This is a genomic window from Neisseria sp. HMSC056A03 (genome assembly GCF_001815685.1).
GTDB classification, from domain to species: Bacteria; Pseudomonadota; Gammaproteobacteria; order Burkholderiales; family Neisseriaceae; genus Neisseria; species Neisseria subflava.
This window is the reverse complement of the sequence record NZ_KV821588.1, coordinates 50,398-75,014: the sequence shown is the minus strand read 5'-3', so window position 1 is coordinate 75,014 and position 24,617 is coordinate 50,398. Positions and strand designations below refer to the sequence as shown.

The 24,617-nt window shown below is 50.5% G+C and carries 24 protein-coding genes and 2 tRNA genes; 7 read left to right on the top strand and 19 right to left on the bottom strand.

Translation table 11 applies throughout. The features are described 5' to 3' along the window. The first annotated feature begins 23 nt into the window (after positions 1-23). The 5 genes from HMPREF3052_RS02040 (at position 24) to HMPREF3052_RS02020 (ending at position 6,132) form a co-directional block, all read left to right on the top strand. The gene (locus HMPREF3052_RS02040; protein ID WP_070748182.1) at positions 24-1,262 is read left to right on the top strand and encodes an NAD(P)/FAD-dependent oxidoreductase; all 1,239 of its coding nucleotides are present in this window, start codon (positions 24-26) and stop codon (positions 1,260-1,262) included. 97 nt (positions 1,263-1,359) lie between these two features. Next, positions 1,360-1,878 (top strand): hypothetical protein, encoded by a 519-nt coding sequence (locus HMPREF3052_RS02035; protein WP_049351435.1) that lies wholly within the window; start codon positions 1,360-1,362, stop codon positions 1,876-1,878. Positions 1,879-1,881: 3 nt separating this feature from the next. Further along, entirely contained in the window at positions 1,882-3,084 is a 1,203-nt protein-coding gene (locus HMPREF3052_RS02030; protein WP_070748180.1) for a beta-ketoacyl-ACP synthase, read from the top strand. Positions 3,085-3,257: 173 nt separating this feature from the next. After that, complete coding sequence (locus tag HMPREF3052_RS02025; RefSeq protein WP_070748178.1) at positions 3,258-5,480, top strand: NADP-dependent isocitrate dehydrogenase; 2,223 nt, start codon at positions 3,258-3,260, stop codon at positions 5,478-5,480. Positions 5,481-5,538: 58 nt separating this feature from the next. Then, positions 5,539-6,132, top strand: coding sequence for a LolA family protein (locus HMPREF3052_RS02020; RefSeq protein WP_003685091.1), 594 nt, complete (start codon positions 5,539-5,541; stop codon positions 6,130-6,132). 55 nt (positions 6,133-6,187) lie between these two features. On the opposite strand, the gene ylqF is transcribed toward HMPREF3052_RS02020, so the two are convergent. The 17 genes from ylqF to HMPREF3052_RS01935 form a co-directional block, all read right to left on the bottom strand. Then, positions 6,188-7,129 (bottom strand): ribosome biogenesis GTPase YlqF, encoded by a 942-nt coding sequence (gene ylqF, locus HMPREF3052_RS02015; protein ID WP_070748176.1) that lies wholly within the window; start codon positions 7,127-7,129, stop codon positions 6,188-6,190. Between the two features lie 93 nt (positions 7,130-7,222). Continuing rightward, positions 7,223-7,447, bottom strand: a complete 225-nt coding sequence (locus tag HMPREF3052_RS02010; RefSeq protein WP_070748174.1) for a protocatechuate 3,4-dioxygenase — start codon at positions 7,445-7,447, stop codon at positions 7,223-7,225. Positions 7,448-7,481: 34 nt separating this feature from the next. Beyond that, a complete protein-coding gene (gene rapZ / locus HMPREF3052_RS02005) occupies positions 7,482-8,336 on the bottom strand; it encodes an RNase adapter RapZ (RefSeq protein WP_070748172.1) in 855 nt (284 codons plus the stop codon). Then, positions 8,317-9,279: an HPr(Ser) kinase/phosphatase gene (gene hprK / locus HMPREF3052_RS02000; RefSeq protein WP_003685274.1), complete on the bottom strand. Its 963-nt coding sequence runs from the start codon at positions 9,277-9,279 to the stop codon at positions 8,317-8,319. Before hprK ends, rapZ begins: the two co-directional genes overlap by 20 nt. Positions 9,280-9,282: 3 nt before the next feature. Continuing rightward, positions 9,283-9,732: a PTS IIA-like nitrogen regulatory protein PtsN gene (ptsN, locus tag HMPREF3052_RS01995; protein WP_003680500.1), complete on the bottom strand. Its 450-nt coding sequence runs from the start codon at positions 9,730-9,732 to the stop codon at positions 9,283-9,285. A gap of 296 nt (positions 9,733-10,028) precedes the next feature. Beyond that, positions 10,029-10,922 (bottom strand): 4-hydroxybenzoate octaprenyltransferase, encoded by an 894-nt coding sequence (gene ubiA, locus HMPREF3052_RS01990; RefSeq protein WP_070748170.1) that lies wholly within the window; start codon positions 10,920-10,922, stop codon positions 10,029-10,031. A 174-nt stretch (positions 10,923-11,096) separates the two neighbouring features. Further along, complete coding sequence (locus tag HMPREF3052_RS01985; RefSeq protein WP_070748168.1) at positions 11,097-11,591, bottom strand: chorismate--pyruvate lyase family protein; 495 nt, start codon at positions 11,589-11,591, stop codon at positions 11,097-11,099. Next, complete coding sequence (bioD, locus tag HMPREF3052_RS01980; protein ID WP_070748166.1) at positions 11,581-12,237, bottom strand: dethiobiotin synthase; 657 nt, start codon at positions 12,235-12,237, stop codon at positions 11,581-11,583. Before bioD ends, HMPREF3052_RS01985 begins: the two co-directional genes overlap by 11 nt. Then, a complete protein-coding gene (bioA, locus tag HMPREF3052_RS01975) occupies positions 12,234-13,523 on the bottom strand; it encodes an adenosylmethionine--8-amino-7-oxononanoate transaminase (protein ID WP_070748164.1) in 1,290 nt (429 codons plus the stop codon). Before bioA ends, bioD begins: the two co-directional genes overlap by 4 nt. A gap of 55 nt (positions 13,524-13,578) precedes the next feature. Continuing rightward, complete coding sequence (locus HMPREF3052_RS01970) at positions 13,579-14,484, bottom strand: DMT family transporter (protein ID WP_070748162.1); 906 nt, start codon at positions 14,482-14,484, stop codon at positions 13,579-13,581. Between the two features lie 194 nt (positions 14,485-14,678). Then, the gene (trpB, locus tag HMPREF3052_RS01965) at positions 14,679-15,881 is read right to left on the bottom strand and encodes a tryptophan synthase subunit beta (RefSeq protein WP_070748160.1); all 1,203 of its coding nucleotides are present in this window, start codon (positions 15,879-15,881) and stop codon (positions 14,679-14,681) included. A gap of 111 nt (positions 15,882-15,992) precedes the next feature. Continuing rightward, a complete protein-coding gene (locus HMPREF3052_RS01960) occupies positions 15,993-16,403 on the bottom strand; it encodes a hypothetical protein (RefSeq protein ID WP_070748158.1) in 411 nt (136 codons plus the stop codon). Positions 16,404-16,407: 4 nt separating this feature from the next. Continuing rightward, on the bottom strand, positions 16,408-17,010 hold the full coding sequence (locus HMPREF3052_RS01955) for a DNA glycosylase (protein WP_070748211.1): 603 nt from the start codon (positions 17,008-17,010) through the stop codon (positions 16,408-16,410). A 36-nt stretch (positions 17,011-17,046) separates the two neighbouring features. Next, entirely contained in the window at positions 17,047-17,667 is a 621-nt protein-coding gene (locus tag HMPREF3052_RS01950; protein ID WP_049351423.1) for a phosphoribosylanthranilate isomerase, read from the bottom strand. A 303-nt stretch (positions 17,668-17,970) separates the two neighbouring features. After that, positions 17,971-20,196: a DNA internalization-related competence protein ComEC/Rec2 gene (locus HMPREF3052_RS01945; RefSeq protein ID WP_070748156.1), complete on the bottom strand. Its 2,226-nt coding sequence runs from the start codon at positions 20,194-20,196 to the stop codon at positions 17,971-17,973. Between the two features lie 170 nt (positions 20,197-20,366). Continuing rightward, positions 20,367-20,441, bottom strand: a tRNA-Glu gene (locus tag HMPREF3052_RS01940). A gap of 12 nt (positions 20,442-20,453) precedes the next feature. Then, positions 20,454-20,530, bottom strand: a tRNA-Arg gene (locus HMPREF3052_RS01935). 115 nt (positions 20,531-20,645) lie between these two features. Here HMPREF3052_RS01935 and HMPREF3052_RS01930 point away from each other — a divergent pair. Then, positions 20,646-22,037: a 3'-5' exonuclease family protein gene (locus HMPREF3052_RS01930; protein WP_070748154.1), complete on the top strand. Its 1,392-nt coding sequence runs from the start codon at positions 20,646-20,648 to the stop codon at positions 22,035-22,037. Positions 22,038-22,235: 198 nt separating this feature from the next. Continuing rightward, complete coding sequence (locus HMPREF3052_RS01925; RefSeq protein ID WP_070748152.1) at positions 22,236-23,027, top strand: Cof-type HAD-IIB family hydrolase; 792 nt, start codon at positions 22,236-22,238, stop codon at positions 23,025-23,027. A 65-nt stretch (positions 23,028-23,092) separates the two neighbouring features. Here HMPREF3052_RS01925 and HMPREF3052_RS01920 read toward each other — a convergent pair whose 3' ends face one another. Both HMPREF3052_RS01920 and metZ read right to left on the bottom strand, forming a co-directional pair. Further along, positions 23,093-23,299 carry a DUF2788 domain-containing protein gene (locus HMPREF3052_RS01920; protein WP_003680520.1) on the bottom strand — a complete coding sequence of 69 codons (207 nt, stop codon included), beginning with the start codon at positions 23,297-23,299 and terminating at the stop codon, positions 23,093-23,095. Positions 23,300-23,385: 86 nt separating this feature from the next. Further along, positions 23,386-24,555, bottom strand: coding sequence for an O-succinylhomoserine sulfhydrylase (metZ, locus tag HMPREF3052_RS01915; protein ID WP_070748150.1), 1,170 nt, complete (start codon positions 24,553-24,555; stop codon positions 23,386-23,388). Between the last annotated feature and the right edge of the window lie 62 nt (positions 24,556-24,617).

Sequence of the window (24,617 nt, the reverse complement as noted above, 5' to 3'; positions counted from 1 at the left end):
ATTAAAATCAAAGGCATTTTCAAATGTCTGTAGAATTTGACGTTGCCGTTATCGGCGCTGGCCCTTCAGGTTCGGTTGCGTCTGCTTTGCTGAACAAACAAGGCTTTAAAGTTTGCGTATTGGAAAAACAACATTTCCCGCGCTTTGTCATCGGCGAAAGCCTGTTGCCGCATTGCATGGAAATGTTGGAAGAAGCCGGTTTTGCCGACGCAGTGCATGCCGAGCCCAGCTTTCAATTTAAAGACGGCGCTGCGTTTTCATGGGGTAGCCGTTACACAGATTTCAACTTTACTGAAAAATTTTCAGACGGCCCCGGCACCATTTATCAAGTGCGCCGCGGCATCTTCGACAAAATCCTGATTGATGAAGCGGCAAAACAAGGCGTCGATGTCCGCTTCGGATATGGTGTAACCGCGTTTGACAACAGCGGCGATGTGGCACGTTTGAGCGTTGCGACCGATACAGGCGAAAACTATGAACTGACCGCCAAATTTGTTTTGGATGCCAGCGGTTACGGCCGCGTCCTGCCCCGCCTTTTGGACTTGGAAAGCCCGTCCGAGCTGTCTCCGCGCCAAGCCCACTTCACGCATATCGACGACAACATCACCAGCCCGAAATTCGACCGCAATAAAATCCTGATCAACACGCATCCTGAACATCGCGATGTCTGGATTTGGCTGATTCCTTTCGGCGACAACCGCTGCTCCATCGGCGTTGTCGGCACGCCCGACAAACTGGCAGGCGAATCAGAAGCCGTGTTGAAAAAATTTGTGTACGAATGCCCGATGCTGGCGGAAATTTTGGATAAAGCCGTTTGGGAAAACGACTTCCCGTTCCGCTCTATCCAAGGCTACTCCGCCAACGTGAAAACCTTATACGGCAAACATTTCGCCCTTTTGGGCAACGCCGCCGAATTCCTCGACCCCGTTTTCTCCTCCGGCGTGACCATTGCCCTGCACTCTGCCAAACTGGCTGCCGATTTACTGGGCAAACAGCTCAAAGGCGAAGCGGCCGATTGGCAAACCGAATTTGCCGACCAACTGATGATCGGCGTGAACGCGTTCCGCACTTATGTAACCGGCTGGTACGATTTCCGCTTCCAAAATGCCATCTACGCGCCCAACCGCAGCCCTGAAATCAGCCGCATGATTTCGTCTATTCTGGCAGGCTACGCTTGGGATACGAACAATCCATTCGTGGAAAAATCCGAGCAACGCTTGTCCACACTTGCCGCATTGGTGGGCGATTTGAAGGTAGAATAAGGACGAATGTCTTTCAGACGGCCTAGACTGAAAACAGAACAGGCCGTCTGAAACTTCATCCACGCCATTAAATATTTTGACCGATAGATAAAACCTTATGCGATTTATCCCTTTGCTTGCTGCACTGCTACTTTCCGCATGCGCAACCTCGCTCCCCCAGCCGCAAACGCTGCCGCCGCTTTCCAAAGAAGGCCAATGGTTCAAACTCGAGCAGACCAATGCGGCGGGGCAAACCGTTCAAACCAATCTCTTGGCAGTCGAACCTCATTCAGACGGCATCCGCTTTGTCCAAACCGATGCACTGGGTGCGCCGGTATCGCGTCAATCAGTCAGCACCAAAGGTTGGAAAAATGACGGTTTTGTGATGCCCAATGCCGCTTCGCGCCGACTATTTGCCGCCCTGTTGCCGCTTTTGGCCGCCGAACACGCCGCCACGCTTTACCCTGAAGCCCGTCAACAAAATGCCACTAATCAAGGCTTCTGCCCTGATGGCAAAGGTGCGGTATTTAGCTATCGCGAGCGTGATTTGTGGTGTGTCGCCCATCATTCCGAACAATTCCTTATCGGCTTCCCCGACCAAACTTTCTGGACGGTCAGCCCGATTGCAGAAGACTAATCCATGAATACTCCTGTTTATCTCAGCCGTCCGGCACTGACCAGCTCATTGGGCAGCGGCTTGCAAATTCATGCCGATGCCTTACTCACGCCGTCTGAAAACACGCCCCTGACTTTTTCAGACCAATGGGTAAAAGGCAAAACGCATGCTTTCGGTGCAATCAAAGAAACCCTGATGCCTCTGCCCGACAACATCCCCGAAGCACATCGCAGCCGCAACAACCAGCTTATCCTGCACACGCTTTCGCAAATAGACGGACTGATTCAGACGGCCATTGCCCGTTACGGCAAAGAAAGGGTTGCTGTCGTTACCGGTACGTCCACCAGTGGCGCAGACGAAAATATCCCTTTGTTCCAACACGTTGTCCAAGGTGGTGAGTGGACGGATGTTCCGTTCAAACAACTGCAACACACCATGGCTTCTCCCTCCGAATTTATCGCCCAAGTTTACGGTTTGGACGGCTTGCGCTATACCGTCTCCACCGCCTGCACTTCCGGCGCACGCGCCCTCATCAGCGCAGCCCGACTGCTTCGTGCCGGATTGTGTGATGCCGTGATTTGCGGCGGCGCAGATACGCTTTCGGCGCTGACGATTAATGGTTTTGCCTCTTTGGAAGTGCTTTCAGACGGCATCGCCAAGCCCTTTTCTGCCAACCGCAACGGCATCAATATCGGCGAAGCGGCCGCATTTTTCGTGATGACGCGCGATGCCGATTTTGACGGCGAAATGCAATTGCTCGGCTATGGTGCAAGCAGCGATGCCTACCATATGTCTTCGCCCCGCCCCGATGGTTTGGGTGCAGCCCAATCCTTTCAGGCCGCTTTGGATAAAGCCGGTTTGAAAGCGGAAGACATCGGCTGGATCAATCTGCACGGCACCGGCACGCAACACAACGACAGCATGGAAAGCCGAGCCGTTGCCGAAGTATTTGGCAGCCACACCCTTTGCACCTCAACCAAGCCGTCCACCGGCCATACCTTGGGAGCAGCCGGTGCGATTGAAGCCGCGTTTGCCTGGTTGATGGCCAACCGCCAATACAATCCCGAAGGCAAACTGCCGCCGCAACAATGGGACAACGTACCCGATTCCGGGCTGCCCAACATCGCTTTGACCAACGAAAACAGCCGCTGGCCGTCTGAAAAACGCATTGCCGCCAGCTCGTCATTTGCCTTCGGCGGCAGCAATGCCGTTTTGATTATCGGATAAGTCCTTAATATTTAGGTCGTCTTTTCAGACGGCCTTTTTCTTTTCCGCAACTTAAAAAACAATAACATCAAAACAACAACCAAATCCGCCGAAATATGCCATAATAGGCTTAGCACGTTTCTTCTCGCAATGTGCCCGAAAAGAAAAACTTAACCTACATAGAGAATAATCCCATGACTAAATCCACCATTATCTATACCTACACCGACGAAGCTCCTGCATTGGCCACTCAATCCCTGCTGCCAATCGTGCAGGCGTTTACCCGCCATGCCGGTATCGAAGTCAAAACCAGCGATATTTCCCTGTCCGGCCGCATTCTGGCGGCGTTCCCCGAACATCTGACCGAAGCTCAGCGCGTACCCAACGCGCTTGCCGAGTTGGGCGAACTGGTGAAACAACCCGACGCCAACGTGATCAAACTGCCGAACATCAGCGCATCCGTACCTCAACTGACTGCCGCGATTAAAGAATTGCAGTCTAAAGGCTTTGCCGTTCCCGACTATCCTGCCGACCCTCAAACCGATGAAGAAAAAGCCGTACGCGAACGCTACGACCGCATCAAAGGCAGCGCGGTAAACCCAGTCCTGCGCGAAGGCAACTCCGACCGTCGCGCCCCTAAAGCAGTAAAAAACTTTGCGAAAAAACATCCGCACAGCATGGGCGCATGGACGAAAGACTCCAAAACCCACGTTGCCACCATGCAAAGCGGCGACTTTTTCCATAACGAACAATCCGTTACCGTACCTGAAGCGACTTCCGTATCCATCGTATTCACCGACAAACAAGGCAACAAAAAAGAGCTGCGCGAGCCTGTTGCTCTGAAAGCCGGCGAAATCATCGACGCGACCGTGATGAGCAAAAAAGCCTTGCTCGCCTTCCTTGCCGAACAAGTAAAAGACGCGAAAGCAAAAGGCGTATTGTTCTCGCTGCACATGAAAGCCACCATGATGAAAGTGTCCGACCCGATTATCTTCGGACACGCCGTCAAAGTGTTCTTTGCGCCTGTATTTGAAAAATTCGGCGACAAACTGGCTGCCGCAGGTGTCAACGTCAACAACGGCTTCGGCAACCTGCTTGCCAATCTGGATAAACTGGATGCGGGCACCCGCGCAGCCGTTGAAGCTGAAATCGCCGCCATTTACGCTACCAACCCTGATTTAGCCATGGTTGATTCCGACAAAGGCATTACCAACCTGCACGTTCCTAGCGATGTCATCGTCGATGCTTCTATGCCTGCGATGATCCGCAATTCCGGCCGTATGTGGGACAAAGACGGCAAAGCGCAAGACACCAAAGCCGTGATTCCCGACAGCAGCTATGCAGGCGTTTATCAGGCAACCATCGACTTCTGCCGCGAACACGGCGCGTTTGACCCGACAACCATGGGTACCGTTCCTAACGTCGGTCTGATGGCGCAGGCAGCCGAAGAATACGGTTCGCACAACAAAACTTTTGAAATCGAAGCCGACGGCCAAGTTCAAGTCATTGATGCAGCAGGTAATGTCCTGATGCAACACGACGTTGAAGCCGGCGATATTTGGCGTATGTGCCAAACCAAAGACGCTCCGGTTAAAGACTGGGTACAACTTGCCGTCAACCGCGCCCGTCTGAGCAATACACCTGCCGTGTTCTGGCTCGACGAAAACCGTCCGCACGATAAAAGCCTGCTCGCCAAAGTCAAAGCCTACCTTGCCGAACTGGATACCAACGGTCTCGACATCCGCGTCCTCGCTCCTGAAGAAGCCGCTAAATTCAGCTTGGGTCGTCTGAAAAACGGCGAAGACACTATTTCCGTAACCGGCAACGTCCTGCGCGATTATCTGACCGACCTGTTCCCGATTTTGGAACTCGGCACCAGCGCGAAAATGCTGTCCATCGTTCCATTGATGAACGGCGGCGGTATGTTTGAAACCGGCGCGGGCGGCTCCGCACCGAAACACGTCCAACAGTTCCTCGAAGAAAACCACTTGCGTTGGGACTCTTTGGGCGAATTCCTCGCGCTTGCCGTATCGTTTGAACATCTGGCGCAAAAAACCGGCAACGCCAAAGCCCAAGTCCTCGCCGACACGCTGGATGCCGCCACCGAAAAACTGCTGTTGAACGACAAATCGCCTAAACGCAAAGCAGGTGAACTCGACAACCGCGGCAGCCATTTCTACCTCACCCTCTATTGGGCGCAAGAATTGGCAGCGCAAGACAAAGATGCCGAACTGAAAGCCGCATTTGCGCCATTGGCAGCAGCTTTGACTGCCGACGAAGCCAAAATCGTTGAAGAACTCTCTGCCGTACAAGGCAAAGCGGTCGACATCGGCGGCTACTACGCAGCCAATCCTGAAAAAGCCGCACAAGCGATGCGTCCAAGCGCAACCTTTAATCAGGCCTTGTCAACCTTATAATTAAAGCAATAAAAGGCCGTCTGAACTTTCAGACGGCCTCAGACCTTATGGAAGCACAATGAAAAAAACCATTCTTTCTCTTACTCTCCTCATCAGCGCTCCGGCTTTGTGGGCATTTTCCCCTGCCGAATTGGCACAAACCCTGCAAAAACCGCAAAACGTACAAGGCAATTTTGTCCAACAACGCCAGCTCAAATCCCTCAGCAAACCCATGACCACCAGCGGCAGCTTTACCCTTGTCCCACAAAAAGGCCTGCTCTGGAAAATGCAAAAACCATTTGAAACCACCCTGCGCGTGCGTTCAGACGGCATCATGCAATGGAACGGCAGCCAATGGGTCAACCCAAACGCCAGCAAGCTCAACGGTCAAAGCCGCCAAATCAAACTCTTCCTCGACCTTTTGGGCGGCAATACCCAAGGCTTGGAAAAACAATTTGATTTGAAATTAAACGGCAACGAAAAAAAATGGACGTTGACCTTAACTCCGAAAACCGCCATTACCCGTCAGATCTTCAACCGTATCGAAATCAACGGCGATACGCTGGTACGAAAAATCGAATTGGACGAAAAGCAAGGCGACAAAACCATCATGCAGTTCAACCAAATCCAAACCGATAAAACCTTGGACAGCTTCAGCCGTACCGCCCTCTAAATTGTCTATTCCTACAAAAGGCCGTCTGAAAATAGATTTCAGACGGCCTTTTATATTACTCGGCAGAAGACTGTTGCCCTTTTCGTTCCGCCTTTCTGGCTTCGCGAATGGCTTTAAGTTCGGCCTCTTTCTGTCTGGCTTTTTTCAGCCAAGTTTCCCATTGGTTTGGCGTTTCCAGCGTAATTCTGCCGATTTTGCCTTCGCGGAAATCGGTCAGGATATTTTCAGCGGCCTTTTGGTAGTTGACCCGTCCGCCGTTTAAAACCGCACCGCGTTTCTTGGCAATCCACTCCAGCCAAGAAGTATCGTCCCAATGGCTGCTTGGATCTTTGTCGGCTTGATAGCGCTCTTGCAACAGGGCCAGATAATGGCGGCGGAGGTAATCCAAAAGCTCAAGCGCCACTTCTTCTTCGTCCAGCGCGTTGCGTCCGACTGCACCGCCGGCCGCAAGGTTGTAGCCGCCTTCTTCAACAATAATTTTCGGCCACAACATACCGGGGGTATCGTAAAGCCAGAAATCGTCGGCAAGGAAAAGGCGCTGTTCGGCTTTGGTAATACCGGGTTCATTACCGGTTTTGGCAGATTTTTTGCCAATCATGCCGTTAATCAAGGTGGATTTGCCGACGTTGGGAATACCGCAAATCAGGACACGCAGCGGCTTCTCGATACCTTGGCGATGCGGAATCATGGCGCGGCAGGCTTGGGTAATTTTGCCATGCGCGCCAGTTTCGGAAGAATCAAGCGCAATCGCGCGGGTATCTTGGCGGCTGTTGTAGTGTTCGAGCCAAACTTTAGTGCGCTCGGGATCGGCAAGGTCTTGCTTGTTTAAGATTTTGAGTTTGGGCTTACCTTTGGACAACTGGGCAAGCAAAGGGTTTTCGCTGGAAGCAGGCATACGCGCGTCCAGCATCTCAATCACCATATCAACGCTTTTAATGCGTTCGGCAATGGCTTTTTTTGCCTTGTTCATGTGGCCGGGAAACCATTGGATAGCCATGTCTTTTTATTCTTTCTATTCGTATCTGAGGCCGTCTGAAAAATCATTGTTTTTCAGACGGCCTCGGTATTTGGATAATCGGTCAATCAGGATTTAGAGGTTACCATGCTCGTAGCTGTAATAACCTGCTTCATCCATACATTGCTCAAACGTTTTGGATGTATCGCCACGTTTGCCTTGTGATTTGCAGGTATTGATTTGGCGGGAAACTTCAGCTTCGCTCGCGCCGGTACGGTGCCAACGGTAAGCAGTGACAGGTTCTGTTGCACAGGCGGTCAAGATAAGCAGGGATAATGCGGTCAGACTGATTTTTTTCATGGTTTCTTCCTTTGAGGCCGTCTGAAACGGCAAGTTAGCGTCCTGCCAAGCTTTGTGCCTGACGGTGGCGGACAAGTAGTTCGTAACGGCCTTTAAGGCGTTCGGCCAGTTTTTCCACAACATAGACGGAGCGGTGCTGACCGCCGGTACAACCGATGGCAATCGTTACATAACTGCGGCTCTCTTGTTGCAGGCGCGGCAGCCAGCGGCTAATAAAATGGTCGATGTCATCAACCATTTCTTGAGCCAACGGCTGCTGGCCCAAATAATCTTGAATAGGCTTGTCCATGCCGGTAAAGGGGCGTAATTCCGGATCGTAATACGGATTGGGCAGGCTGCGCATGTCAAACATAAAGTCGGCATTGTTGGGAACGCCGTATTTGAAACCAAAGGATTCAAGAATGACCAGCAAACCGACACGTTCAATGTTGAGCCACTGTTGCACAGCATAACGCAGCTGCTGCGCGTTCATTTTGGACGTATCGATGCAATATGCGATGTCTCTAAGCGGGAAGAGCCACTCGCGTTCTTTTTGCAGGCTTTCCAACAAAGTCAGGTTTTGACCGGACAAAGGATGTCCGCGACGGGTTTCTGAGAAGCGGCGAACCAACACGCCCTCTTCTGCTTCAACAAAGAGGACTTCGACCTGATGTCCTTCGTCACGCAAATATTGGATTTGCTCTTGAGCTTCTTGGATATTGATACCGGAACGAATATCAACGCTGACACCAAGCTGGGTTTCTTCGCCGCGTTCAATATGGTACAACACCAACGAAGGCAACATTTCCAAAGGCAGATTATCAACGCAATAAAAGCCTGAATCTTCGAGTTGTTTGAGGGCTACGGATTTTCCTGAGCCGGATAGGCCGCTAATCAGGACGATTTTCATGATTTTGTTCGTTTTCTTTGAGTTGTGTTTGATGGCGTTCGAGGAATTCTTTGGTACTGTCTTTACCGCGCAATTGAAGGATGTAATTGCGCACTGCAGCTTCAACCAATACTGCTAAGTTTCGACCGATTGCAACAGGCAGGGTAACGGAACGGACGCTGACGTTGAGGATAGATGCTGTTTCGGTACGGATGCTCAATCGATCGAGTTGTTTCATGTATCCGTCGTCGGCCGGAACCAAATTAATAATCAGCTGGAGGATTTTTTTCGGACGGATGGAGGTTTCGCCAAAAATGTGGCGGATATTGAGTATGCCCAAACCGCGTACTTCGAGGAAATCACGCAGCATAGGCGGACAACGGCCTTCCAGCATTTCCGGGCCGGTACGGAAAAGTTCGACCGCATCATCGGCAATCAGGCTGTGGCCGCGCGAAATCAGCTCCAATGCCAATTCGCTCTTACCCAAGCCGGATTGTCCGGTAATGAGTACGCCCACTTCAAATACATCCAAAAATACGCCGTGCTTGATGGTGGAAGTAGCCAATGTACGTTGCAGATAAATCCGCAAAACGTCCATCAGGTGCGGACTTTCCTGCTTGGAAGTCAGCAAGGGGATACTGTTGGTATGGCAATAATCGCGCAATTTGGGCGAAACCGGCAAGCCGTTGGCGACGATAACCAAAGACATGGGAATATCGAAAAGCTCGCCGAAATCATAGTTGAGTTCGCCCGTTTCCAAGCGGCGCAAATATTCGGCCTCAGCTACGCCGACAACTTGAATTTGGTTGGGATGGATAAAGTTTAAGTGGCCGACCAAGGCCAAGACGGGTTTATCGGCTTCGACACCGATACGGTTGTCCGCGCCGGAATTGCCGGCAGCCCAAGCAAGTTCGAGTTTGTGCTGATTGTCGGAAAACAGGCGGCGGACAGATATGCTGGGCATGAATTACTCTTCGCTCAGGAGTGTACGTACTTCTTCGGCAGAAGTAGCGGCCATCAACGCTTCACGGATGGCTTTTTGAGAGAATCTGCCGGCAAGTTTGGACAAGACTTCCAAATGTTCGCCGGTAGCGTTTTCAGGCACAAGCAGGATGAAAATCAGGGAAACGGGTTTGCCGTCGGGCGCATCAAAGGCAACCGGCTCTTTGGTGCGGATAAAAGCACCGGTGGCTTTTTTCACGCATGCGTGACGGCCGTGAGGAATCGCCACCCCCTGCCCCAAACCGGTCGAACCAAGTTTTTCACGGGCAAACAGGCAGTCGAACACGTTGGTATTCGGTAATTCTGCTTCATTCTCCAGCAGCTGTGCGGCCTCTTCAAACAGACGCTTTTTGCTGCTGACTTCCAAATCCAAAACGATATGGGACAAAGGTAAAATTTCGCCGATCAGGCTCATGTGTATCTCTTTTAAATGTCGCAAAACAATGGGATTGTACCGATTGTCGGTGCAAATCTCAATCCTGAAGGCGTAATTTACACTCGCCCTGCTAACATTTTCCATGTTGTTTTTGATATTTTTTAACGAGCCAAAAATAATCCAACTATTTGTTTATATAGAATTTAAAATAAAAATCCTATCACTAGCCAAACTATACTTCAAATGAAAAGGGGTATGTCCGGCATACCCCTTTTCCTTTTCTTTTCAGACGGCCTCAACCTAGTTTTTTAAAACAGTTTGGGAACCAAAAACAACTAGAAATAATGGCAGACCAATCCGCAAAACCACGCCAAACCGATGCGGTTGTTGGCCAAAAACGTTTCGAAACACAACTGGCGGTCGCGCGTACGGATGGCGGCATACTGCTGATACTGCCAATAAACGGTTACCGGCAATACCAGCCAATAAGGCCAAGTTGCGCCGATTTTGATACCCAATACCGCCATCAATACGGTAAACCAAAAATGGCAAAGCATAGAGGCGGTAATATCGTGATGGCCAAATGTGATTGCCGAAGTTTTAATGCCGATTTTCAAATCGTCTTCTTTGTCCGCCATGGCATAAATCGTGTCGTAAGCCAGCGTCCATAAGGCATTGGCGGTAAACATCAGCCATGCTTCGGGAGGCACTCGGTCTTGTACGGCGGCAAAGGCCATGGGAATGCCGAACGAAAATGCCAGCCCCAAATAAAACTGCGGCAACGGGAAAAAGCGTTTGGTAAAGGGATATGTGACGGCCAAGAACAAGGCCGGAAGGCTCATCAGCCAAGTAAAACGGTTGAGCGGCACCAAGCATAAAGCCGCCATCAGACACAGCATGACGGTCAAAAGCAGTGCTTCGGTTTTGGAAACCAAGCCTTTGGCAAACGGGCGGTTTTTGGTGCGCTCTACTGCGCCGTCAAAATTGCGGTCGGCAAAGTCATTCACGACGCAACCTGCGCTGCGCATTAGAAATGTGCCTACGGTAAAGGCAATAAAAATATCCGCGTCAGGAACGCCTTTAGACGCAATCCACAATGCCCAATAAGTCGGCCACAGCAAAAGCAGTGTGCCAATGGGTTTGTCGACGCGCATCAGCTTGGCGTATATCACCATCCGTCCGACAGCGTAACGCGGTAGAAATTGTAGGAAAAAGCGCCTTATGTTCATTGATGTAATGTGTCGTTGTTTATGTGTCGATTCGGAAGGAAAGGCTTTTTTAGAGCCTTAGTTCTTATTATAATTTATTGCCGTCTGAAATTAAACAGATCTTAACAATTTAATTTATTGTATTATAACAGAATTATGACAAATATCGGTAATTGGTTTTATTTTCAGACGGCCTTAGCGGTATAAATCTATTAATTTCAATAAGAAATATTCTGTTAACTCCAATGTTTCCCCGTTCCAATCGAAATACGAACGGCGCGCGGTAACAGGCCGTCTGAAAGATGGATAGTCGGAATCTTCAAAACGAAGAAACTCAAAATCCGAACGCTTCAACGGCAATGTACCGTCAAACAGGCGCTCACCCAAAGGCTGCGTTCCGCAATCCAATAATTCTGTCCATAGACGGCTATCCGGCCAGCACGCGCTTCTGGCTTGTATCACTGTTTCACCGTCCAGTTTGAGCAAAACATCGCGCACAAAGATTTCATCGCTATTGTCCGTCCCCTTCGTCAAACCCAAATACACAGGCTCGACTGAAAAATCCTTACCAGAAGCGCGTAAAGCGGCGGTTAGCGAAGAAACGGTCAGTAGATGTCCGGCCTTAGACGGCAAAAGACTTGAAGCTTCGGCATACGAACAAAGCGTGCCACGCGGTATATCAAGCTCCATCTGACACCTCTGTCTTGGCCAATTCCTGCCATTTGGCTTTGGGAAACTCATCTTTCAAACGGCCTCTAAGATATTCCAAGGTATCTCCGGCAACGGTTTCATCTTTGCTGTCGTGAATATGGTTGAAAATCAGGCTGTGCAACTGGATGCCGTATTGTTTGAGCGTGGTGAAGCTGAGCAGAGTGTGGTTAATGCTGCCGAGCCGTCCGCTGGTAACGAGGATGACGGGATAACCTTGCTGACGGATATAATCAATGGTCAACAAATCTTCCGTCAGCGGCACCATCAAACCACCCGCGCCTTCGACCAACACGATTTCGTATTGTGCCGCCAATTCTTGCGTGGCGGTACGGATTTTCTCCAAGTCCAAATCCCTGCCGTCCAGTCGGGCAGCAAGGTGGGGCGAAGCCGGATAGCTGAAGATTTCGGGCATGGTCAGCCCTTGTTTGTCGGCTTCCTGCATGGGTATGCCCATAATTTTACGGTGGACGGCGATGTCGTCGGCGATGTCTTGGCAACCGGTTTGCACGGGCTTTTGCGTGATCACGCTTTTGCCCTGCTGCAACAATTGTTTTGCCAACATGCCGGTGGCGATGGTTTTGCCGATGTCCGTGTCTATGCCGCTGACGAAGTAAACGCCTTTCATTTGCTGTGTTCCTTCAAGATTTGCACGGTTTTGTCGGCAAGTTCGGTCAAGAGGCCGTCTGAAATAATGTAGGGCGGCATGAGGTACACCAGCCTGCCGAATGGACGCACCCAAATTCCCTGCGCCACGCAATCCGCTTGAAAACGCGCCATATCCACGCCTTTTTCCAACTCAATCACCCCAATAGCACCCAAAATGCGCACATCTTTCACGCCGCGAATGTCCCATGCGGTTTTCAGACGACCTTTCAGGATGCTTTCAATGCGGCGGATATTTGCCTGCCAATCTTGGGATAAAAGCAGCTTGACCGAAGCGCAGGCAACGGCACACGCCAGCGGGTTCGCCATAAAGGTCGGGCCGTGCATGAACACGCCCGCTTCGCCGCGCGAAATCGTTTCGGTGACTTTTTGCGAAGTGATTGCCGCCGCCAGCGTCATATAACCGCCGCTCAAGCCCTTGCCGATACACATAATATCCGGCACGACGTCTGCGTGTTCGCAGGCAAACATCTTGCCAGTGCGCCCAAATCCGGTGGCGATTTCATCAAAAATCAACACGATATCAAATTCGTCGCACAAATCGCGCAATCCGCGAAGATATTGCAGATGATAAAAATACATGCCGCCCGCGCCTTGCACGACCGGTTCCAAAATAAAGGCGGCGATATCCGCATGATGCGCTTCAAACAAGGCGCGGGCAGGCTGCAAATCCGCCTCGTCCCATTCATCGTCGAAACGGCTTGTCGGGTTATCGACAAAATAACGCTGCGGCAGAGCGCTGCCGAAAATATAATGCATCCCCGTTTCCGGATCGCAGACGGACATCGCGTTCCAAGTATCGCCGTGATACCCGCGCCGCACCGTCGCGATATTCTGCTTCGCGGTCAAACCCCGCGCCTGCTGGTATTGCACCGCCATTTTCAACGCAACTTCTACCGAAACCGAACCCGAATCCGCATAAAAAATACGGTCCAGCCCCTGCGGCAAAATCCCGACCAACAACTTGCCCAGTTCCACCGCCGGCTCGTGCGTCAAACCGCCGAACATCACATGCGACATTTGCTTAATTTGCGCCTCAACCGCCTGATTCAAAATGGGATGATTGTAGCCGTGTATCGCACACCACCAAGACGACATCCCGTCAATCAGCCGCGTGCCGTCCGCCAATTCGATGTGCACACCCTCCGCTCGGCGCACCGGATAAACAGGCAACGGGTCGGTCATGGATGTATAGGGATGGAGCAAATGGGTGCGGTCGAAATCGAGCAGAGAGGAAGGTTCGGACATATTCTTTTTAAAGACAGATTAAAAATTTTTGTTATTATATAGCATCTTTACCTTTTCAGACGGCACGTCTTCCGTACTGCATCAACACCAATCCACCCACTGCCGCCAAACAGCCGGCAACCAAGGAAACATGCAATGCCTCGCCCAAAAACCAAGCGGAACACAAAATACCGAATACCGGCACCAAAGTGATGTACGCTGCCGCGCTACCTGCACCCAAAGTCTTCACGCCTTCAAAATACCACGCATAGCTCAACACCGTTGCCCCGACAGACAGGCCAATCAACGCAAACCAGCCCCTACCGTCCATTTCGGCAAGCATACCAAACGGCAGGCCGTCTGAAATCAACGCGGACGGCAGCAACATCATTGCACCCAGCCAAGCAGTAGCCACGGTAACCGTCAGCGCATCAATCCCCTGCAACACCGCCCTGCCTATCATCGTATAAGTAACCAAGCAGCAAAGGCTGCAAAACACCAGCACTTCGCCCCACCCTATGCCGCCGCCCGACAAAAACGCCGCAATCTCGCCATGTGTGACCGCCCATATCGAGCCTGCCACTGCCAACAACATGCCCGACACAATCTTGCCGTTGAGTTTCTCGCCAAACAGCAAAGCCGCAAAAAACATCGTCAACACAGGATTGAACGTGACCAACACCGTCGCCCTTGAAGCAGGAATCCGCTGCAAACCCAGCATAGACAACACAGTAAAACCAAATACGCCGAATGCCGCTGCCAATGCCAATCCAAGCCATTGTTTGCGCGACAAAACCGCCAAAGTACGCAACCGATACCGTGCAAACAACCAGCCCAAAAGCAAAATTGCCGCCGTCAAAAAGCGCAGCATACCGCCCGTTAAAGGCGGCAGAGCTTGTCCCAGCATCCGCCCCATCGGCCAAGATGCGCCCCAAAACGCCGCCATGCCCAATAGTTTTAGATGGATTGCTAAATGTTTCATGGTGATGGATAACTTGAATAATCGGTTTAGAAAGCGTACAAGCTCGGTTTAAAAGGATAAATTTCCTTAGCCGCCGATACTTGATAGAGTTTGCGCGGATAAAATACTACGCTGAATCATTACGGAAACAAAGGCCGTCTGAAAGACTGAAATCCAGCTTTTTCAGACGGCCTTTACTGCTCAATCAATAAGGCTTACAACTCAATGCCTTTGAGTTTTGCCACGGTATTGATGTCTTTGTCGCCACGGCCGGAGAGGTTAACCAAAATCACTTGGTCTTTGCTCATTTTCGGTGCGTTTTTCACCGCCCAAGCAACGGCATGGCTGGATTCCAGCGCAGGAATAATGCCCTCGAAACGGCAGAGCAAATCAAAGGCTTCGAGTGCTTCGTCGTCTTTGGCAACGGTGTATTCCACGCGGTTGATGTCGTTCAAATGGCTGTGTTCCGGGCCGATGCCTGGGTAGTCCAAGCCTGCGGAAACGGAGTGCGTACCCAAGACTTGACCGTTTTCGTCCTGCATCAAATAGCTGCGGAAACCATGCAATACGCCGATAGGGGCTTTGCTGGTAATCGGTGCGGCGTGGTCAGGCGTATCTACACCCAAACCGCCGGCTTCTACGCCGACCAAACGCACGTTTTCTTCTTCGATATAAGGGTAGAACAAACCGATGGCGTTGGAGCCGCCTCCCACGCAGGCAACGGCAACATCAGGTTGGCGGCCGATGACTTCCAGCATTTGTTCTTTGGCTTCATTGCCGATCACGCATTGGAAATCGCGTACCATTTCCGGATACGGCGCAGGACCGGCGGCAGTGCCGATAATGTAGAACGTATCGTCCACACGTGCCACCCATTCACGCATGGCTTCGTTCATCGCGTCTTTCAGCGTGCGGCTGCCGCTGTCCACGCTGACCACGTTCGCACCCAATAATTTCATGCGGAACACGTTGGGCATTTGACGTTGGATATCGTCCGCACCCATGTACACGTCGCAAGTCATGCCGAAGCGTGCGGCGACGGTAGCAGAAGCCACGCCGTGCTGACCCGCGCCGGTCTCGGCAATCACGCGTTTTTTGCCCATACGGCGGGCGAGCAATGCCTGACCGATGGTGTTGTTGACTTTGTGCGCGCCGGTGTGGTTCAAATCTTCACGCTTCAGCCAGATTTGCGCGCCGCCCAAATGCTCGGACAATTGCGCGGCATGGTAAACAGGGCTGGGACGGCCGACATAGTGTTTCAAATCATGGCGGAACTCTTCCCAAAATGAAGGATCTTCTTTCGCTGCTTTATAGGCTTCTGCCAATTCTTGCAAAGCAGGAATCAGGGTTTCGGAAACGTACAGGCCGCCGTGTTCGCCGAAAAAGCCGTTCTCGTCGGGAGCGTGATAATTTTTCATGGGATTTTTCCTTGTTCGTTTTATGGTTTCAGACGGCCTGATTCAGTACAAGGCCGTCTGAAAGTAAAATTGTCAGCAATTATAGCCGTTTTCCATTCATTTTGTCGGCAACTAATTGAATAATAATATCAGTAGACAAAATAGAAACAACAGCGTACAGCTCGATGTTGCAACTAATGCCGTACCCAACGGCGGCGCAATATATTTTTCTTTGTTTTTGTTTCTCAGGCATAGTTTTAATACCAACATCCCCAGCCACAGCGCCAGCAACCACCAACCCAGAAAGTTAAGCACAAGCAAAGCAATAATCAACTCATTGGTATTTATAGTGCTTATGTTCAAAAATATCCAATTAAGGCCATTAACAGACATAATGACTGCAGATATTTGTATCACATACAAAAGCGTTCCGCCCAACAATACCTTGATGTGCCATTGTTTGGCCTTCAGCCACACTGAGACGACATTAAAAAGCCACCACAAAGCCATAAACGTCATTAAAGAAATGTCATAACGATCCATCGCCCTACTCCTGAAAAACAGTCAATCCAGCCATTTCAAAAAAAGCCCGATACGCCGCTGCTTTTTTCGCCAAACTCAAAGGATAGGCACGCGAAGTCGAAGGCAGGCGCGTCAGAGTCAAATCACGCCCCGCATAGGGGAACGGTACTGTTTCGCCGGTCTTCGGCATTTTCATACCGCCGCCCTGAATCTCCAACAAAACTTCGGTTGCCTTGCCGCCGGTGGTGCAAAGATGGCGGCACTCGGGCATTTGCGCCAATACTGTCGCCAAATCGACGGTTTCTATCACTTTTAAAAACTTATCCGAAGCATTGCCATGTTCGCGTATTGCCTTCAATACGGTCGGACAGGATGCAATCCCTTTCTCACTTAAAAACGCTTTGATTTTATCGGCATCAAACGCTTTTTCGCCCTGCTTTTGAAAATGCGCCGTATCGCCGAAAAACACCAGCCCATACACACGCCACATATCGTTTTGAAAATTCGGATAATGAAACTGCATCGCGTGTTTTTCTTCTTTAGGCGGAAACGTCCCCATCATCATGACCGTTGCCTGCGGCGGCAACAAGGCTGCGAAGGGGTGGGACTCAACGATTGGCTCTTGCATATCTGTATTCCGGTTGTTTTTCATTCAAACAAATTTTCAGACGGCCTTTACTGCCTGAATAAACGCCGCCATTTTCTCCCTGCTCTTAATCCCGCCGGAGATTTCCACGCCGCCGGACACATCCACCGCCGCCGCGCCACTGATTTTTACCGCTTCGGCAACGTTTTCCGCCGTCAATCCGCCGGCAAGTATCCACGGTTTGCCGATATTGCCATGCAACATGGTCCAGTCGAAACTTTGTCCCGTACCGCCGTATTCGGTCGGATGATAAGCATCAAACAGCAAAGCGCGGGCATTCGGAAATTTGGCACAGGCCGTCTGAATATCGGCAGCGGACTGTACGCGCACAGCCTTCAAATACGGGCGGTCAAACCGACGGCAAAAATCATCGTCTTCATCGCCGTGAAACTGAATCACATCTATCGGCACCTGACGCAAAATCTCGCGGATGGTTTGCTCGTTTTCATTCACAAACAAGGCCACCACCGATACAAACGGCGGCAGGTTTTTCACAACCGCCTGCGCCTGCTCAATACTCACTGCCCGTTTACTCTTGGCGTAAAACACCAGCCCGATGGCATCCGCGCTCAATTCGGCAGCGGCCAGCGCGTCTTCAGGTCGGGTAATGCCGCAAATTTTGGTGCGTATGGTGTTCATGGGGATTGCCTTTTTAAACAGATAGGTCGGATATTATATAAGTTTAAGGCCGTCTGAACATGAAATATCAGGTTCAGACGGCCTTAAACTTTAAAATAAACATCAGCCGATAATTACTCATAACTTTGTGATTATTACCCTATTTTTAAACTGCCTATTTTTTCATCAAAATTAATTTATTCTTTATTATCAAATATCAAACCAAACTATCCACAATTGGATTCACACAAAATTTGGATAATGCCCGTTAATAAAAAATATTAAGGCCGTCTGAAAAATCTTTCAGACGGCCTTTGATCCTTTTTACTCAAACGGTTTCTTCTGCCAATAAAACTTATCCTTTTTCAGACGGCCTTGAAATATATCGCCCTGTCCCAAAGCAAACACCAACGCGCCTGACAAATCCGTTCTCAACAAAGTAATGCCGTGCGCACGGACACGATTTTGTACGGCAATGGTCGGATGTTTGTAGGCATTGGCATAGCCGCTGGATGCCACGGCATATTGCGGCGAAACCGTATGCAAAAAGCTGCCTGACGAAGCCGTGCTGCTGCCGTGATGTCCCAATATCAACACTTGGCTATACAGCGCATTGCCGTATTTCTCAATCAAACCGGCCTCGCCCTTCACGCCCAAATCTCCGGTTATCAACAAGGCTTTGCCGTTTGCCACGACACGCAATACGCAGCTTTGGTCGTTATCTTCCTTGCCCGTATTTTCAGACGGCCTGAGCAACTCGAAATCTACGCCGTCCCATCGCCATTTGTCTTCTTGGCAAAACTCTGCATTCGGATAAAACTCAGGTTGTCCGGCAAGCAACTTATCGGTACCGACAGCCGCTATACTTTGAAAACCACCGTCATGGTCAATATCATGGTGCGACAAAATCAGGCTGTCCAAACGGCGCACACCCATAGCGTTCAAACTCGGCACAATACCTGTTTGCGCCACTTGCTCCGTTCCCGTATCAAACAAAAGATTGCGGTTACGCGTTTGCACCAACACCGACAAACCTTGCCCTGCATCCATCACCGTAACCCTTGCCACCCCCTCCTCCAGCTTGGCAGGACGGTAAAACACAAAGCCCAATAAAACCAGACATGCCCAAGGTTTTAAGCCCATTCCTTTAGGCAGCAATAACAGCAAAGCCGCCATCATCGCCAACACCAGCAAAGGCACGGGCGACGCTGCGACGGCAAATTCAGGCGATACCGTAGCCAGCCATACCAAACCGCGTAAAGTATATTCCGCCAAAAATGCCGCTACCAACTGGACAAGTTCAAACGGAAAAACCGACCCCAGCAAAGCCAACGGCGTCAACACCCAAGAAAACCAAGGAATAGCCAGCGCATTGACCAACGGACTGAGCAAAGGTAACGAAGCAAACAAATAGCCTAGCAATACCACCGACAATATAGTTGCCGCCCATTGTCCCCGTACAGCCAAACGCCACCCCGACTCTTTCAGACGGCCTGATGAAGCCCAAATCAAAGCAGCAACCAAACCGAATGACAGCCAAGTTCCCACGGCCAATACAGCCAACGGGTCCAACAACAAAACAACGGCCAAAGCCTGCCACCACGCCATCCAACCCGAGCTGCCACTGCCGCGCCACCATGCCCATGCAAACGCAGCCAACATCAACACACTGCGTTGCGTCGGCACGGAAAAACCTGCCAAAAGCGCATAAAACAAAGCACCGGCAACACCGCCGGCCAATATCCACACACGCGGTTTTGCCGGAATCCACGGCAAAGAACGGAAAATTCGCTTAATCAGCCAGGCAAACAATACCGCCACCATCGTCACATGCAAACCCGAAATACTGACCAAGTGCGTCAGTCCCAAAGGGCGGAATGCCTGCCACAAAGGCGGCCTCAACGCCGATTGCTCGCCAATACTCAAAGCACGCATCAGCCCTATGCCGTCTGAAAACTCAGGATATTTGTCCCCTGTTCTCTGCCAACTCCGGCTTACCGCATCACGCATATCAGCCAAACCGAAACCGCCACCTTTGCGCACGAGTTTCCTGTCGTGCCCCAAAGTACCCATGCCATCAATGCCATTGGCCAAAGCCCATGTTTCACGGTTCAAACCACGCACATTCACTTCACCGATCACCGGCCTTACCCGCGCCGATACAGACCACCTGCTGCCCACCGCCCAATCGCGCCGCTGATAATCCGACAACATCAAATCAAAAGCCTGCCCACGCTCATCCCAAGCCCTTGCCGCAAACTGCACACGCCGACCATCATCACGCGGCATATCCGCCACTTCAACCGTCAAAACTTTAGCCGTCGCCTCCCCCACAGGCCATTGACCAGCCAACACCAGCCCGGTCCGCCACACCCCAAACACCATGCCCACACAGACGGCCAGCACCAACCAAGCTACAGCAAATCTTCGACACAACGCAAGCGCGCCAATGATTACAGACAACCAAGCCCACCATGGAGGCACAAACGGCAACGCAAATGAAAGCACTACACCCACCACCCAAGCAGGCAACACAAACTGCCACGCCATGAACGTTTTCCCTTAAATTATGATTATTAGATATGTAATAATAAATGCTTTTAGTAGATTATGACAAATGTCAACCAGCATTAGCAGATAAAAAGAGCAGTTCAAATTATTTCAAAACCGACAGACGCAAAAAAGCGCAATCTGAAACAGATTGCGCTTTTTTTATAAACTGGCACGCCCACGGGGAATCGAACCCCGGTTACCGCCGTGAAAGGGCGATGTCCTAACCGCTAGACGATGGGCGCGGAGATTTTCTGTGGCGCACCCGGAGCGATTCGAACGCCCGACCCTCTGGTTCGTAGCCAGATACTCTATCCAACTGAGCTACGGGTGCATCAAGAAAGATTTGGATTATAAAGAGAGGGCTATTTACTGTCAAGCGTTTTATTTGGAAAACTTGCAGACAGCGTGTAAAATGCGCATTTGCTATTGAATTTACAGAGAATAAAATGTCAGATTTCGCACGCTGGCCGCTCTTATCCGAAGCATTTTCCCGTTTGGAACGGCCTGTGGTCGTGGTGGATTTGGAGACGACCGGTGGAAATTTCTATCAAGACAGGATAACGGAAGTCGCCCTTGTTCGTTTTGAGCAAGGACGCGCCACACATTACGAGCAATTGGTCAATCCTTGCCGCAGCATTCCTGAATTCGTTGCCAGACTGACCGAAATTCATGATGAAACAGTGAAAAACGCGCCTGTCTTTGCCGATATTGCAGCCGATTTGTTGCCGCTATTGCAAGGTGCAGTGGTTGTTGCCCACAACAGCCGCTTTGACTATACCTTCCTACGCCACGAGTTTGCCCGTATCCATACTGACTTTGCCGCACCCTCCCTCTGTACGGTTCAACTGTCGCGCCGCCTGTATCCTGAGTTTTACAAACACAGTCTCGACAGTATTATCGAACGCACCGGCATTCAGACGGCCAACCGCCACCGCGCTATGACTGATGTTGTCGCATTATGTGATTATCTCGAATTAAGTCTGGCAGAAAAAAATCATCAACAATGGGACGAACACGTCCGTGTATTGATGAATCCGAAAATGTTGCCCATTTGGTTGCCTGATTCGCTTGCCCAACAGCTCTATGCCCTGCCCGACAGTTACGGCGTATTGGTTTGGCTTGACCATTTCGGCAAAGCCCAAGCCATTGAAGCACACGAACGCGCATACAGTGAAACCGCCACCCTGCTGCACAGCAAAAAACTGCCACCGTACATCAAAGCCGCAGCCTCTATCCGTTTTATTCCGGCAGTTGGACAGCTTCATACATTATGGCTCAAAGCCCAGACCATGCAGGAATACCAACTGATGCCGTCTGAAAAGTCCACATCGTTTTCTACCGTCCGCTTTATCGCTGACGAACACGGCAGCCTTCAAGCACGCATCGTCTTGTTAAACAGCGGCACCAGAAATTGGCGCCCTTACGGTTTGTTTGCCCACAAAAAAGCAGCCAAACGTGCTTTGACGCAATGGTCGCAAGAACACAAACTCTGCCCAGATTCTCTCAATATTTTGCCGACCAGCTACGCAAAAGGCGAACCCTGCCCTGTCGAGGCCGTCGGAAAATGTAATGGCAACTGCCGCCAGCCAAACGGTATCAAACATCAAAACCAACGCATTACCGAGCTTGCCGCCCTACTCCCCGTAACCGATTGGGGCAAAGCGCACGAAATTGAAATTACCGAAACCGATCCCCTGACCGGAAACAGCATTACCCTGCTCTGCGCCGGCGGCGCGTTGGCATTGCCTGATGGAAACTGGTATTTCGACAGCAGCCTGCCTCTGGTGATTAAAAACAAATTCAGGCAAGACAAAGAAAATATCCGTTTGATTGCTTAAAACAAGGCCGTCTGAAAACCAAATTTTCAGACGGCCTATTGTGAATAACTTACCGCTTTATTCTCAAAATAAAACTCTGCCTAAATTTTAATCAGAACTTATTTTCATAATAGCAATCAAATACTAAACCAATTTATACACAAGCTGTTCACACAATTTTCAATGAAAGCTGTGTATACCCAGCCCAACGAGTAAACCATGAACAACCCTGAAATCATCTTCTTTGACATCGACGACACCCTCTACCGCAAATACACGGATACCCTGCGTCCCTCGGTTGCCCAAGCCATGCGCGCATTAAAAGCCAAAGGCATTTTGACTGCCATTGCCACCGGTCGTCCTGAAGCCGCCATGCCCGCCAAAGTCAAAGCCTTGATTCAAGAATGCGGTATCGACATGCTCGTTACCATCAACGGCCAATACATTTCTTTTCGCGGAGAACCCCTGCAAAGCTACCCCTTGGATATTGCCGACATCAAAACCGCCATCAACCTGCTTGAACAACACAAAATAGACTACGCATTCGTCAACAACCAAGAAATTGCCGTCTCCTCCAACTCTCCGCGCGTTGTTGAGAGCTTATCGCATATCCTGCCCAACTTCCTGACTGACAAAGAATATTTCCGCAAACAACCTGTTTATCAAATGTTGGTCTTTGTAGACAAGGAAGAAGAAAAAATCCTGCAACCGCTGACCCGGCAACACGGCTTCAAAACCGTCCGCTGGCATGAATATGCTGTAGACCTGTTGCGCAAAGAAGGTTCAAAAGCACGCGGCATCGCCCACGCAGTGGAAAAACTGGGCATTGATATGAGCAAAGTAATGGCATTCGGCGACAGCTTCAACGACTTGGAAATGCTGTCAACCGTCGGCTTTGGTGTTGCCATGGGCAATGGCGAAGAAGCAGCCAAAGCGGCCGCACAATTCGTCTGTTCAAGTGTTGATGAAGACGGCGTATTGCGCGGCTTGCAAGAATTGGGCGTAATTTAAACCATCAAATCAAAAGGCCGTCTGAACATTTTCAGACGGCCTTGTTCTATCTATAAACGTTCTGCTTACTTCGGCAATACCAAAAAGCTAATCAGTAATTCTTTAAATACGAATCCAAACACACCCAAGCCCAAAACCAAGAAGAGCATGGCAATACCGAATTTGCCGGCTTTGGATTCTTTACCCAAGTTCCAAACGATAAAGCCCAAAAAGATAATCAGGCCGCTCAGTAGGATTTTCATTGCCCATGAGGCGAATTCTGCTTCAGTCATATTCTTTCCTTGTATGATTCAGATGTGTGTTCATAAACTTCAGACGGCCTTATCGCAACAGGCCGTCTGAAATATCTTTTTTAAACTTATTTGTTCAAGACTTGCTTCAAATCTTCAATCAAATCGTCAACGTATTCCAAGCCGACAGACAGGCGCACCAATCCCGGGCGGATATTGGCGGCAAGTTTTTCTTCAGGCTGCATACGGCCGTGAGTCGTTGTCCACGGGTGGGTGATGGTTGAGCGCACGTCGCCGAGGTTGGCAGTACGGGAAAAGAGTTCTACACCGTCCACGATTTTCCATGCGGCTTCCTGATCGGCAACTTCAAAGCCGATGACGATGCCGCCGCCGTTTTGCTGTTTACGGATCAGTTCGGCTTGCGGATGGTCGGGCAAACCGGTGTAGTACACGGCTTGGACTTGCGGCTGTTGTTGCAGCCATTGGGCGATTTTTAACGCATTATCAAACTGTTTTTCCATACGCAGCGACAGGGTTTCCACGCCGCTTAACAACTGCCATGCGTTAAACGGAGACATTGCCAAACCGCAAGAGTTGCAATATACGGCAACTTGCGTCATCAGCTCTTCCGAACCGGCCAATACGCCGCCCATCACGCGGCCGTGTCCGTCAATCGCTTTGGTTGCGGAAGACACGGAAATATCCGCACCGTGTTTTAAAGGCTGCGAACCGACGGGCGACAAGAGGCTGTTGTCCACCACCAAAAGCGCGCCAATGCTGTGTGCCAGTTCGGCCAATGCTTCCAAGTCGGCAACTTCGCCCAAAGGGTTGGACGGCGTTTCCAAGAAAAACAGTTTGGTATTGGGCTTGATTGCCGCTTTCCATTCATCTACATCAACCGGCGATACATGGCTGACCTCGATGCCGAACTTAGTTACGATGTTATTGATAAAACCGACAGTCGTACCAAACAGACTGCGGCTGGAAATAACATGATCACCTGCTTTCAAGAAGGTAAAAAACGCTGCTTGAATCGCGGACATACCGGTCGAAGTGGCCACTGCGCGCTCTGCACCCTCCAATGCGGCAATGCGTTTTTCAAAGGCTGCAGTAGTCGGATTGGCCGTACGGGTATAAGTAAAACCTTTGATTTTTTTAGAAAACAAATCAGCCGCATGTTGGGCGTTTTCCCACATGAAGCTGCTGGTCAAAAACAGAGCCTGATTGTGTTCATAATATTCGGTTTGCTCTTTGCCACTGCGGATGGCAAGCGTTTGAGGATGAAGTTTTTTGCTCATTTTTTTCAATCTACCGTATGTTTCGATGGGCGCAGTAAACAATACGCCTGTTTAATTTGTTA